This window comes from Amycolatopsis acididurans, from assembly GCF_012328925.1.
Lineage (GTDB): Bacteria > Actinomycetota > Actinomycetes > Mycobacteriales > Pseudonocardiaceae > Amycolatopsis_E > Amycolatopsis_E acididurans.
The window spans coordinates 15,973-28,986 of sequence record NZ_JAAXLS010000017.1; the positions used below are offsets into that span (position 1 = coordinate 15,973).

General features: G+C 67.8%; 11 protein-coding genes. 10 read left to right on the forward strand and 1 reads right to left on the reverse strand.

The window, feature by feature from the left end:
* Positions 1-121 precede the first annotated feature (121 nt).
* The 8 genes from nuoH to nuoN are packed head-to-tail and all read left to right on the forward strand — an operon-like array spanning position 122 to position 8,455.
* Entirely contained in the window at positions 122-1,441 is a 1,320-nt protein-coding gene (gene nuoH, locus HFP15_RS22865; protein ID WP_168518773.1) for an NADH-quinone oxidoreductase subunit NuoH, read from the forward strand.
* Positions 1,428-1,994: an NADH-quinone oxidoreductase subunit NuoI gene (nuoI, locus tag HFP15_RS22870; protein ID WP_168518774.1), complete on the forward strand. Its 567-nt coding sequence runs from the start codon at positions 1,428-1,430 to the stop codon at positions 1,992-1,994. The genes nuoH and nuoI overlap by 14 nt, the downstream gene beginning before the upstream one ends.
* A complete protein-coding gene (locus HFP15_RS22875) occupies positions 1,991-2,257 on the forward strand; it encodes a hypothetical protein (protein ID WP_168518775.1) in 267 nt (88 codons plus the stop codon). The genes nuoI and HFP15_RS22875 overlap by 4 nt, the downstream gene beginning before the upstream one ends.
* Entirely contained in the window at positions 2,254-3,150 is an 897-nt protein-coding gene (locus HFP15_RS22880; protein ID WP_246271961.1) for an NADH-quinone oxidoreductase subunit J, read from the forward strand. The genes HFP15_RS22875 and HFP15_RS22880 overlap by 4 nt, the downstream gene beginning before the upstream one ends.
* A complete protein-coding gene (gene nuoK, locus HFP15_RS22885) occupies positions 3,147-3,446 on the forward strand; it encodes an NADH-quinone oxidoreductase subunit NuoK (protein ID WP_017986452.1) in 300 nt (99 codons plus the stop codon). Before HFP15_RS22880 ends, nuoK begins: the two co-directional genes overlap by 4 nt.
* Before the next feature lie 10 nt (positions 3,447-3,456).
* A complete protein-coding gene (gene nuoL, locus HFP15_RS22890) occupies positions 3,457-5,352 on the forward strand; it encodes an NADH-quinone oxidoreductase subunit L (RefSeq protein WP_168518776.1) in 1,896 nt (631 codons plus the stop codon).
* Positions 5,349-6,890 carry an NADH-quinone oxidoreductase subunit M gene (locus HFP15_RS22895; protein WP_168518777.1) on the forward strand — a complete coding sequence of 514 codons (1,542 nt, stop codon included), beginning with the start codon at positions 5,349-5,351 and terminating at the stop codon, positions 6,888-6,890. The genes nuoL and HFP15_RS22895 overlap by 4 nt, the downstream gene beginning before the upstream one ends.
* Positions 6,891-6,892: 2 nt before the next feature.
* The gene (gene nuoN, locus HFP15_RS22900) at positions 6,893-8,455 is read left to right on the forward strand and encodes an NADH-quinone oxidoreductase subunit NuoN (RefSeq protein ID WP_168518778.1); all 1,563 of its coding nucleotides are present in this window, start codon (positions 6,893-6,895) and stop codon (positions 8,453-8,455) included.
* Positions 8,456-8,763: 308 nt separating this feature from the next.
* Here nuoN and HFP15_RS22905 read toward each other — a convergent pair whose 3' ends face one another.
* The gene (locus HFP15_RS22905) at positions 8,764-10,614 is read right to left on the reverse strand and encodes an MDR family MFS transporter (RefSeq protein WP_168518859.1); all 1,851 of its coding nucleotides are present in this window, start codon (positions 10,612-10,614) and stop codon (positions 8,764-8,766) included.
* Positions 10,615-10,827: 213 nt separating this feature from the next.
* On the opposite strand from HFP15_RS22905, the gene HFP15_RS22910 reads away from it, so the two are divergent.
* Together HFP15_RS22910 and HFP15_RS22915 are read left to right on the forward strand one after the other, a co-directional pair.
* Entirely contained in the window at positions 10,828-11,847 is a 1,020-nt protein-coding gene (locus tag HFP15_RS22910) for a polyprenyl synthetase family protein (protein ID WP_168518779.1), read from the forward strand.
* Positions 11,848-11,923: 76 nt separating this feature from the next.
* Positions 11,924-12,997, forward strand: coding sequence for a sunset domain-containing protein (locus HFP15_RS22915; protein ID WP_168518780.1), 1,074 nt, complete (start codon positions 11,924-11,926; stop codon positions 12,995-12,997).
* Positions 12,998-13,014 lie beyond the last annotated feature (17 nt).

Consider the following 13,014-nt stretch of genomic DNA (forward strand, 5'->3'; position numbering starts at 1 on the left):
GTGCCGTGGCGCGCGGGTCGCGGATTCCCGGCGGCCCGGCGCGAAGCGGTGCCGGGCGGAGCAGTGCGGGCGCCCGGCCGCTGGTCGTGGCGGCTACGCAGGTCGGGCATGGAGGTGCGCGATGATCCCGTTGCTGGCACAGGCACCGGAGCCGATGACCAGGGCCGAGCTGCTGGCCGACGACCCCTGGTGGCTGATCCTGATCAAGGCCGTCGTGATCCTGCTCATCGGGCCGATCCTGACGATCTTCCTGATCGTGTGGGAGCGCAAGGCGGTCGGCCGGATGCAGAACCGGCCCGGGCCCAACCGCGTCGGGCCCGGCGGTTACCTGCAGTCGCTCGCCGACGCGTTGAAGCTGCCGTTCAAGGAACAGATCATTCCCGACACCGCGGACCGGAAGGTGTACTTCCTGGCGCCGGTGATCGCGGTGGTGCCGTCGCTGATCGCGCTGGCGGCGATCCCGTTCGGTCCGGAGGTGTCGATCTTCGGGCACCGCACGGTGCTGCAGCTGGTCGATCTGCCGGTCGGGGTGCTGGTGATCCTGGCCTGCTCGTCGGTGGGTGTGTACGGGATCGTGCTGGCGGGCTGGTCCTCCGGCTCGCCGTACCCGCTGCTCGGCGGGCTCCGGTCGGCGGCGCAGGTGATCTCCTACGAGATCGCGATGGGGTTGTCGATCGTGGCGGTGGTGCTGTACGCGCAGTCACTGTCCACAGGGGACATCGTCAACGCGCAGGCGCACGGCTGGTACTTCTACCTGCTGCTGCCGAGTTTCGTGATCTATTTGATCTCCATGGTCGGTGAGACCAACCGCGCCCCGTTCGACCTGCCGGAGGCGGAGTCGGAGCTGGTCGGCGGCTTCCACACCGAGTACTCGTCGATGAAGTTCGCGATGTTCTTCCTCGCCGAGTACGTCAACATGGTGATCGTCTCGGCGTTCTGCACGACGTTGTTCCTCGGCGGCTGGATGTTCCCGTTCGTCGGCCTCGACTCGCCGCTGAACAAGGGCTGGCTGCCGATCATCTGGTTCGGCATCAAGCTGTTCGCCCTGCTGTTCGGCTTCATCTGGCTGCGCGGCACGCTGCCGCGGTTCCGTTACGACCAGTTCATGAAGCTGGGCTGGAAGATCCTGGTCCCGGCGAACCTCGTGTGGATCGTGGTCGTGTCGGCGATCCGCGCCATCCGCAACAGCGGCGGGCTGACGACGGCGCAGATCCTGATCGGCGGCGCCGTGGTCATCGTCGTGGCGATCGCGATCGCGTTGCTGGTGCCGGAGAAGCGGGTGCCGGAGGAAGACGTCGTGCCGATCACCGGCGGCGGGTATCCGTTGCCGCCGCTGGATCTGAAGGTGCCGCAGGTGCCGGACCGCACGAAGAAGAAGCGTCGCCGGGCCGTGCGGTCCGGCGAACCTGCCCAGGTAGGGAGTTCCGATGGGAATGTTTGATCCCCTCAAGGGTTTCGGGGTCACCTTCTCGATGATGTTCAAGAAGGTGGCGACGGAGGAGTATCCGGAGATCGGCGCCCCCGCGGCGCCGCGCTACCACGGCCGGCACCAGCTGAACCGGCATCCGGACGGTCTGGAGAAGTGCGTCGGGTGTGAGCTGTGCGCGTGGGCGTGCCCCGCGGACGCGATCTTCGTCGAGGGCGGCGACAACACCGAGGAAGCGCGCTACTCGCCGGGTGAGCGGTACGGCAAGGACTACCAGATCAACTACCTGCGCTGCATCGGCTGCGGCCTGTGCATCGAGGCCTGCCCGACCCGCTCCCTGACTATGATCAACTTCTACGAAATCGCCGACGACGACCGCCAGCGGCTGATTTACACGAAGGAAGATCTGCTGGCGCCGCTGCTGCCGGGCATGGAACAACCACCCCACCCGATGCGCCTCGGCGACGACGAGCAGGACTACTACGTCAACGGCCCGGAGCTGGCGCGCGGCCGGGGAGTCCCGGCCGGGGAAACGGTGGAAACCACCCACGAGCAGGTGATCTCATGATGGGCCGCGCATTCCCGGCGCCGACCGGTGAGCAGTGCCGTGGCGTGACCGCGCATGGGCGCGGCGGCGTGGCCTCACACGTGCGCCTTGGCGAGTCCACGGGCGCGGACTGCGGCGTGACCTCCCGCGCGGGCCGTGCCGAGACTTCGCGCGCGAGCGGCGGCGTGACCTCGCAGGGGCGCCGTGCCGAGACTTCGCGCGCGGGTGACGCCGAGCGCTGGTCCGCGCGACGTGTCGTGATCCGTGCGGGGGTGACTCGATGATGACCTCGTTAATTCTCGCGCAGGGCGTTGACCAGACGGTGTCCACCGGCGAGGCCGTCGCGTTCTGGATTCTCGGGCCGATCGCGTTGTTCGGGGCGCTCGGGCTGGTCTTCGCGCGCGGGGCGGTGCATTCGGCGCTGTTCCTCGCGATGACGATGTTCTCGCTCGGTGTGCTGTACATCGTGCAGCAGGCGCCGTTCCTCGGCTTCACCCAGATCATCGTCTACACCGGCGCGATCATGATGCTCTTCCTGTTCGTGCTGATGCTCGTCGGCAAGGAGAGTTCCGACTCGGTGGTGGAAGTCCTTCGCGGGCAACGGCTCTGGGGCACGATCCTCGGCATCGGCATCGCCGGGCTGATGGCCACGGCGCTGACCCGCGCCTTCACCAACGTCGTCCCGGCGACACCGCCGAACGGCGGCGCGGGTGGGCTCGGCCGCCTGATCTTCACCGACTTCCTGTTCCCGTTCGAACTCACCTCCGCGCTGCTCATCACGGCCGCACTCGGCGCGATGGTGCTGGCCTTCACCGAGAAACGCGGCCGCCGCACGCAGAAGGAGCTGGTCGAGGCCCGCTTCCGCGGCGAGTACGAGCGGATCTCGCCGAAACCGGGGCCCGGCGTCTTCGCCACCTCCCACTCCGTCACGACCCCCGCGTTGCTTCCTGACGGATCGGTCGCGCCGGAATCGCTCTCGGCGATCATCGAGTCGACCCCGACGGCGCAGCTCGAAGCGGAGCGCAAGGTCGTGGAGGGCACCGAGCCGCACGCCGACGCACACGCACTGGTCGGCGCGGGCGAGTCGCACACCGGTGAAGCATCCGCGAGCGGCGGGGCTGCCGGGAACCATCCGGCGAGCGAGGCCCACGCCGCCGGTACGGAGGAGGAGAAATGACTCCCACCTACTACCTGCTGTTGTCGGCACTGCTGTTCTCGATCGGCGCGGTCGGCGTGCTGGTGCGGCGCAACGCGATCGTCGTGTTCATGTGCATCGAGCTGATGCTCAACGCCGTGAACCTCTCGCTCGTCACCTTCTCCCGGATCAACGGAGGGCTCGACGGCCAGGTGATGGCGTTCTTCGTGATGGTCGTCGCCGCCGCGGAGGTCGTGGTCGGGCTGGCGATCATCATGGCGATCTTCCGTACCCGGCGCTCGGCCTCGGTCGACGACACCAACCTGCTCAAGTACTAGGAGCTCGAGAGTGATCGCATCATCGTGGCTGCTGGTCGCGTTCCCGGCTCTGGGCGCGCTGATTCTGCTGGCCGGCGGCAGGCGAACCGACGCGTGGGGGCACCTGCTCGGCTGCGCGACCGTCATCGCGTCCTTTGTGTACGGTCTGGTGCTGTTCTTCTCGGAGAACGGCAGCGCGTCCGACACGACGTTCTACTCGTGGTTCCCGGTGGGCAACCTCTCGCTCGATTTCGGGTTCCGGATCGACGCACTCTCCCTGGTGTTCGTCCTGCTGATCACCGGCGTCGGTTCGCTCATCCACGTGTACTCGATCGGCTACATGGCCGAGGACCCCGACCGGCGCAGGTTCTTCGGGTACCTCAACCTGTTCGTCGCTTCGATGCTGGTTCTGGTGCTCGGCAACAACTTCGTGACGCTCTACCTCGGCTGGGAGGGTGTCGGTCTGGCGTCCTACCTGCTCATCGGCTGGTACACCGACCGGCCCTCGGCCGCGACCGCCGCGAAGAAGGCCTTCCTGATGAACCGGGTCGGTGACGTCGGCCTGGCGCTGGCGATCTTCCTGATGTTCAAGTACGTCGGCACCGTCACCTACGCCGGCGTGTTCGCGAACATCGGTCACGCGCCACCCGGCGTGATCACCGCGATCGCGATCCTGCTCCTGCTCGGTGCCTGCGGTAAGTCCGGTCAGTTCCCGCTGCAGGCCTGGCTTCCCGACGCGATGGAAGGCCCGACCCCGGTGTCGGCTCTCATCCACGCGGCAACCATGGTGACCGCGGGCGTCTACCTGGTGGCCCGCGCGAACCCGATCTTCAACGAGACCGAGAGCGGACGGCTGATCGTCACCCTCGTCGGCGCGGTCACGTTGCTCATCGGATGCGTCATCGGCTGTGCCTACGACGACATCAAGAAGGTGCTCGCGTACTCCACCGTGAGCCAGATCGGGTACATGATGCTCGCCGTCGGGCTCGGGCCGTTCGGCTACGCGCTCGGCATCATGCACCTGCTCACGCACGGCTTCTTCAAGGCCGGGCTGTTCCTCGGCGCCGGTTCGGTCATGCACGGCATGAACGACGAGGTCGACATGCGCAAGTTCGGCGGGCTGTACAAGCGAATGCCGATCACCTTCGCCACCTTCGGACTCGGCTACCTGGCACTCATCGGCTTCCCCTTCCTGTCGGGCTACTTCTCCAAGGACGCGATCATCGAGGCCGCGTTCGGCCAGGAAGGCTGGCGCGGCTGGGTGTTCGGCCTCGCGGCCCTGCTCGGCGCGGCACTGACCGCCTTCTACATGACGCGCCTGGTGCTGATGACCTTCTTCGGCAAGGAGCGGTGGAAGGACCTGCGCACCGAGGACGGCAAGGAGTTCCACCCGCACGAGTCGCCGCGCGTGATGACGATCCCGATGATCATCCTGGCGATCGGCTCGGTCGGCGCCGGTGCGTTCTTCTCGCTCGGCCACCGGCTCACCGACTGGCTGACTCCTTCGCTCGGTGAGCTGACCGAAGCCGGGCACAGCGTGCTGCCGCAGGCACTCATCCCGTGGCTGACGATCCTCCTTTCCGCACTGGGTGTGGTGGTCGCGTGGTTCGTCGTCGGTCGCAGGGAAACTCCGGTCGAGCGGCCGCAGAACGTGTCCCCGCTGGTGCGGGCGGCGCGTAAGGACCTCTACGGCAACGCGCTCAACGAGGCCCTGGTCGCCACCCCGGGCATGTGGCTCACCCGGTTCTCGGTCTTCCTCGACAACCGCGGAGTGGACGGCGCGGTCAACGGCCTCGCGGCCGCGCTCGGCGGCGGCTCCGGGCGACTACGAAGGCTCCAAACCGGATTCGTCCGGTCCTATGCGCTGTCCATGCTGGCCGGTTCGTTCGTCCTGGTCGCGGCTCTGCTTCTGGTGAGGTTCTCATGACGTGGCTACTGGCCCTCATCCTGCTGCCGCTGGTCGGCGCGGTCGTCCTTTCCGGAATGCGGAAGAACGACAACGACGCGCTGCACGTCGCGCTCGCGTTCGCGGTGCTCGAGTTCTTCCTGATGATCCCGATGTGGGCGACCTACCACCCCAGCGGGGCGCGCCTGCAGCAGACGACCACGATGGACTGGATTCCCGCGTTCGGCATTCACCTCTCCTTCGGTGTCGACGGCATCGCGCTCATCATGATCGCGGTGATCACGTTCCTCGTGCCGATCGTGATGGGCATGCTGGGCAGGGCGGACAAGCTGCCCGAGGGACGCAGTGCCGGCGGCTATCTCGCGCTGATCCTCGTGCAGGAGGCGCTGACCATCGCGGTGTTCGCCGCGACCGATGTGTTCCTGTTCTACGTGCTGTTCGAGATCATGCTGATCCCGATGTACTTCCTCATCGGCGGCTACGGCGGTGCGAACCGGCAGTACGCGGCGGTGAAGTTCTTCCTGTACTCCTTCCTCGGCGGTCTGATCATGCTCGCCTCGGCGATCGGCGCCTACGCGCTGGTGCCGGGCAAGGGCACGTTCGACTGGGCCACGCTCGTGACGGTCGTTCGCGACGCCCCGTTGAGCACACAGATCTGGTTGTTCCTCGGTTTCTTCCTCGCGTTCGCGATCAAGGCGCCGCTCGTGCCCTTCCACACCTGGCTGCCCGATGCGGCCGGTGAGGCACCGATCGGGGTGGCCGTACTGATCGTCGGCGTGCTGGACAAGGTGGGCACCTTCGGCTTCCTGCGTTACTGCCTGCCGATGTTCCCGCAGGCCAGCAAGACACTCGCGCCGCTGGTGCTCGTGCTGGCCGTGATCGGCGTGTTGTACGGGTCGATCCTCGCGGCCGGGCAGCAGGACATGAAGCGCTTCGTCGCCTACGTGTCCATCGCCCACTTCGGTTTCATCGCACTGGGCATCTTCGCCTTCACCCAGCAGGCGACGGTCGGATCCGTGACCTACATGCTCAACCACAGCCTCGCGACCGGAATGCTGATCGTCGTGCTCGGCCTGGTGATCTCGCGCGGTGGTTCGACGCGGATCTCGGACTACGGCGGGATGTACAAGGTGACTCCGTTGCTGGGCGGCATGCTGCTCATCGCTGGTCTGTCCACTTTGTCCCTTCCTGGTACCAACTCGTTCGTCAGTGAGTTCCTGGTGCTGCTGGGTGCGTTCGAGACCCAGCCGGTGTACGCGATCCTGGCGACCGTCGGCATGGTGCTCGCCGCCGCTTATGTGTTGTGGCTCTACCAGCGGCTCATGACCGGTCCGGTGCGCGGCAACGCGCTCGTCGGCGCGGGCGGTGGGCCGGGCACCGCGATGACGCCGGAGCTGGGCGCGCGCAAGACCATCCGTGATCTCGGTGGCAAGGAGATCACGATCCTGGTGCCGATGGTCGTACTGATCATCGGCCTCGGGTTCTATCCGAAACCCGTGCTCGACACGGTGGGACCGTCGGTACAGGCCACGCTTTCGGCCGTGCAAGGAGGGCACTGAAAGTGATCGGAGTGCTGGCCCAGCAAGGGCAGATCGCGACGCCGCAAATCGAGTACGCGGCCGTCCTGCCGGTGCTGATCGTGCTCGCCGCGGCGTGCGTGAGCGTGCTGTTCGAAGCCTTCCTGCCACGGCACATGCGCTGGCCGGGACAGGTGGTGCTCAGCCTGACCGGGATCGCCGCCGCGGGCGTCGCGCTCGCGGTGTACGTGAGCGGCTCGCCCAAGGCGGGGCTGACCACCTTCTCCGGCGCGATCTCGGTGGACAAGCCGTCGCTGTTCCTGTGGGGCACGTTGCTCGCGCTGGCCCTCGGCGCCATCCTGCTGATCGCGGACCGTTCGGTGGAACCCGGCGGCGCGTTCGTCGCGCAGGCGTCCATCCGGCCGGGCACGTTCCAGGACCGTGCCCAGGTCGGCTCGACCGGCATGCAGACCGAGGTGTTCCCGCTGACGCTGTTCGCGCTCGGCGGCATGATGACCTTCTGCGCCGCGAATGACCTCCTCACCATGTTCATCGCGCTGGAGGTGCTCAGCCTCCCGCTGTATCTGATGTGCGGCCTCGCCCGCCGGCGCCGGCTGCTGTCGCAGGAAGCGGCCGTGAAGTACTTCCTGCTCGGCGCCTTCTCGTCGGCGTTCTTCCTGTACGGGCTCGCGCTGCTCTACGGGTACGCGAACTCGGTGAAGCTCGCCGACATCGCGCACGCCGCCGCGGGCTCGGACCGCTCGGACATGTTGCTGTTCGCCGGTTTGGGCCTGCTCGTGGTGGGTCTGCTGTTCAAGGGTTCGGTCGGCCCGTTCCACACCTGGACCCCGGACGTGTACCAGGGCGCGCCGACCCCGGTGACCGCGTTCATGGCCGCCTGCACGAAGGTGGCCGCGTTCGGCGGGATCCTGCGTGTGCTCACGGTCGGCTTCGAGTCGACCAGCTGGGAATGGCGCGGTGTGCTCTGGGCGGTCGCGATCATCTCGATGGTGATCGGCGCGATCCTCGGCCTTACCCAGACCGACGTCAAACGCATGATCGCCTACTCGTCGATCGCGCACGCCGGTTTCCTGCTGGTCGGCACGATCGCCATGACCGACAAGGGCTTGTCGGGCACGCTGTTCTACCTGCTCGCCTACGGTTTCACGACGCTGGCCGCGTTCGGTGTGGTGTCGCTCGTGCGGGACTCCTCGGGCGAGGCGACGCACCTGTCCGCGTGGGCCGGGCTCGCCAAACGCTCGCCTGTGCTCGCCGGGGTGTTCACCTTCCTTCTGCTCGCGCTCGCGGGCATTCCGCTCACCAGCGGCTTCGTCGGCAAGTTCGCGGTGTTCTCCGCCGCGCTGGCGGACGGCATGGCGCCGCTGGTGGTGATCGCGCTGGTGTTCAGCGCGGTGGCGGCGTTCTTCTACCTGCGTGTGGTGGTGCTGATGTACTTCTCTCAGCCCGCCCCCGAAGGGCCGACGGTGACCGTGCCGGGCGCGTTCACCACCGCGGCGATCACGCTCGGCGTGGTCGTGACGCTGCTGCTCGGGGTGGCGCCGTCGTTCGCGCTCGACTGGGCCGGAGCCGGGGCCTTCGCGTTCTGAGAGCCGCCGGCACTCGCGAGGCGGTGCGGCTTCGCGAGGTGCCGGCGGGCGATGCCGTGAGCGCGGCGGCCACGAACTCTGCGCGCAGTACGCGATTGCGGGCGCGGTGCGACTGAATGGCGTCGATCATCGGTTCGTCCCCTTCGGGCTTGGTCGAGGTGGTACTCAGCAGCTTGCCCTGAGGGAGCCGGGGTTTGGGGGAGAGGATCGGGGAGCTGTGGATAAGTGGGTGGCTGTGGATGGATTCCGTCCGGCCGCCGACGCGTGGCGCTGACGCCGGACGCGTGACCGGCTGCTCGAACAGCTAGCTACACCGGTACCGCATGCCGCGCTGTGGAGAGTTCACGGCCGTTGCTGATGAGCTGTTCGGCGATCTGTTCGATGGACGCACGGAAATCGTGCTCCTTGGTGCCTTCTCGTTCCGCGATCTCGGCCAGCAGCCACACGCGCCACGCGCCGACCAGGCGGGTCCAGGTTTCCGTGCCGAGACCGCTGAACCGGTAGTGCCCGTCGGCCTCGTCGAGGTATCCCGAATCGACCAGTTGCGTCGCGGTGGGCTCGAAAATCCCGGCAGGCACCGACGTTTGCTCGGCGACCTCGTGCAGAGTGGCGTCGCCGTCCTCCACGCTGTTGCGGTAGATCTGCACCAACAGCCAGGCCTGCGCGTGCGTCAGCGGAACGCCGGAGCGCGCGAGAATGGCCGGGCCCGGGTCGTCGCGCTGCTTGCGCCACAACGCCGCCACGACCCGCTCCAGTTCCTGCCGCGAGTCACCCGTGGTCGGTTCGGAGAAGCCGCTGCTGTTCGACGCGACGGCCTTCGTGCTGTCGCGCAGGGGGATTTCCTTGAGGAACAGCGCGACAAGGAACGACAGGATGCCGATCGGCGCCGCGATGAGGAACATCATCTGAATCGCATCCACATAGGACGTCACGGTCGGCCGCGCGGGCAGATGGTTGCTGAAGATCGTGCCGAAAACCGCCACGCCGAAGGAACTTCCGAGTGTCCGCAGGAAACTCACACCCGAGGTCGCGACTCCCAGATCCTCGTAGTCACTGGTGTTCTGCACGACGATCGTCGGCACCTGCATACAGCAACCGAGCCCCAGTCCGAGCACGATCATGTAGCCCGACGTCACCCAGAAACTTGTGTTCTGCTCCAAATTGGACAGCAGGAACAAGCCGAGCGCCATGACCAGCGAACCGGCGACCGGGAAGATCTTGTAGCGACCGGTCCGGCTGATCACCGTGCCGCTCAGCATCGCCGTCAGCAGCAGACCGACCACGAGCGGCAGCATCCGCAACCCGGACTCGGTCGCGCTCACACCCTGCACACGCTGCAGATATGTCGGGAGATAGGTGATACCGCCGAGCATCGCGAAGCCGACGATGAAACTCAGCGCGCTCGCGACCGTGAACACCCGGCCGCGGAACAGGCGCATCGGCAGCATCGGCTCCGCGGCCCGGGTCTCGACCAGCACGAACAACGCGAGCAGTACCACCGACCCGACGGCCATGGCGATGATCGTCGGCGAACCCCACGCGTACTCGGTGCCGCCCCAGCTCGTCACCAGCGTCAAGCCCGTCGAGGCCAGTGCGATCAGCAGGATGCCCAGGTAGTCGATGCGCGGCTGCAGCGCCGAGCGCACCGACGGCAGCGCGGCCGCCGCGACGACGATGACCAGCACGCCAAGGGGGATGTTGACGTAGAACGCCCAGCGCCAGCTCAGGTGGTCCACGAACAGCCCGCCGAGCAGCGGACCGCAGACCGTCGAGACACCGAACATCGCCCCGATCGCGCCCTGGTACTTCCCGCGCTCGCGCAGCGGCACCACGTCGGCGATGACCGCGGAAGACGTCACCATCAGGCCACCGGCGCCCAGCCCCTGCACGGCGCGGAACGCGATCAGCCACACCATCGAATCGGCCCAGCCCGAGAAGAACGAGCCGACGAGGAACAACACGACGCTGGCCAGGAACGCCTTCTTCCTGCCATACAGGTCGCCGAACTTCCCGATCAGCACCGTCATGATCGTCTCGGCGAGTAGGTAGGACGTCACCACCCAGGACAGGTGGTTGGCCCCGCCGAGATCCGCCACGATCGTCGGCAACGCGGTCGAGACGATGGTCTGGTCGAGCGCTGCCAGCAGCATCCCGAGCATGATCGCCCCGACGATGGTGTTCTGCGTCTTTTTGCTGGTCACAGGCCGAAGGCTAACGGCGCAGAACGTGATTCGACCGGTTCCTCACCCGATGGTGGAAGGGGCGTCTGTCGCGTTCGTCACCCATGCCCTTGCCGTGCGGGCGATCGTGTGACCAGGGCTTGCCATTACGCTGGTGAAGACGTGTAACAGGAGTGCGAGAGGGCAGGCAAAGTGTCGGTTCAGAGTGGCACCATCGAGGACCTGCGCGCGAGCGTCGGCCTCCGGATCGCCGATGAGCAACTGCTGCGCACGCTCGCCGGCGGGCTCGCCGACGTCGAGAACCTGCTGCGCGAGACCGCCCGTAGCGACGTCAAGGCCGTGCACGAGGCCGCTTCCCACCTGGTCGAGGCCGGTGGCAAACGTTTTCGTCCCATGTTCACGCTGCTGGCCGCGGAGTTCGGCGACGGCAACCATGACGGCGTCGTGACCGCGGCCGCGGCCGTCGAACTGGTCCACCTGGCCACGCTGTACCACGACGACGTGATGGACGAGGCCACCATGCGCCGCGGGGCGCCGAGCGTGAACAGCCGCTGGGGCAACACGGTCGCGATCCTCACCGGCGACTTCCTGTTCGCGCACGCCTCCCGGCTGGTCTCCTACCTCGGCACCGACGCGGCGCGCATCATCGCCGAGACCTTCGGTGAGCTCGTCACCGGGCAGATGCGCGAGACCGTGGGCCCGGGCGAGGATGAGGACCCCATCGAGCACTACCTGAGCGTGATCGCGCAGAAGACCGGTTCGCTCATCGCGACCGCGGGCCGCTTCGGCGGCATGGTTTCCGGCGCCGAGCCGGCGCGTATCGAGGCGCTCACGCGGTTCGGCGAGATCGTCGGCACCGCGTTCCAGATCTCCGACGACATCATCGACATCGCCTCGCCGTCGCACGAATCGGGCAAGACACCCGGCACTGACCTGCGGGAAGGCGTGCGCACGCTGCCGATGCACTTCGCGCTGGCCGATCCGGACGCCGATCCGCGGCTGGTCAGCCTGCTGCAGGGGCCGATCACCGAGGACGCGCTGGTCGAGGAGGCACTGGAGCTGCTGCGGGCGTCTTCCGGGATAGACCGCGCCATGGCCACGTTGTCGGACTACGCTCGTCGCGCGAGGGCTGAGCTGACGGCCCTGCCCGCGTCGGCCGCGCGGGAGGCTTGCGAGTCGGTCGCCGACTATCTCGTGGCGCGGACTCGCTGACGCCGCGTCATGAAACGGCCGCGGTGGTGTCACTCAGAGTGTCACCGGTCGCGGTAGGAAAGGAAGGGCAGCGCGGATGTCCATCTTCGGACAGGTCTGGCTGTGGAGTGCGGCGGCGTTCCTCATCGGGGTGCTGCTGACCTGGGTGTTCCTTGTCCGGCCTGCACAGGCCAGAAACCGCGTCCTCGAGCGCAGACTGCTGGCCGCCCGCAACGAGAAGTCGGCGCCCCCGGCACCGGTGGCCACCCGGACCTTCGAGCCCGAACCGGTGGAGCCGCAGGAGCGGGCCGTACCCGCGCCGGTCGCGGCGTCGCGCGCCGCCGCCGAGCCCGCCGCGGCCGAGGAACAGCGGCGTGAGCCGCGGCCGGGCTGGTACGAACGAGACAGTTTCGCCGGTTCGGGTCAGCACGTGAGCTCGGTGCTGGAGCCGGAGCCGGCCGCCGAGCAGACCTCGGTTTTCCGGCCGCAGGAGCCTGTCGCGCACGAGCCGTCCCCGACCTCGGTGTTCGCGCCGGAGAACGGCGCCGAGAGCTACCGGACCTCCGCCGAGGAGGGGACCTTCGGCGCGGCGGAAGAGCAGAAGCGGCAGCCGCAGCGGGGCTCGCTGTTCGACCCGTCCTATGAGCAGGCCGAGCCGGTGTCGGCGCCGGACTCGCCGCCCGCGTTCGCGTTCAGTGACGCCGAACCGCCGGAACAGGACGAGGTGGCTGCCGAGACCACGCACACCCTGCCGCGGCGCCAGCCGCGCACCCCGCCGCGTGGCGGGTTCGAGGCACCGCAACCGATTCAGCCGTCGATGCGGGCGATGGAGCGGCGGGAGCCGCTGCAGGCCGACGAGGGCGGCCGCAGCGGATCGTTGTTCGAACCGGTGGTGCGGCCCAAGTCCGGTGGGGCGCACTCCGCGCCGGAGCCGCCGCCCGCGCGTGCGCACACCGCGGACAGCCACGTGGCGCCGGGGCCGTTCGGCCCCGGGTCCGCGATGCCGTTGCCCGGCGGGGCGAGCCCGTCGGAGGAGTTCACCGTCAAGGCGAGCGTGACGGCTTTGCGCTACTGCACGGAGGACTCGCAGCAGTTCCCGCGCATGGTGGCCGAGGTGTGGTTCCGCTCGGCGGCCGACGCGGAACGGGTCGGGTTCCGGCCGCTGCACTGAGCGTCCATAAAGGATAG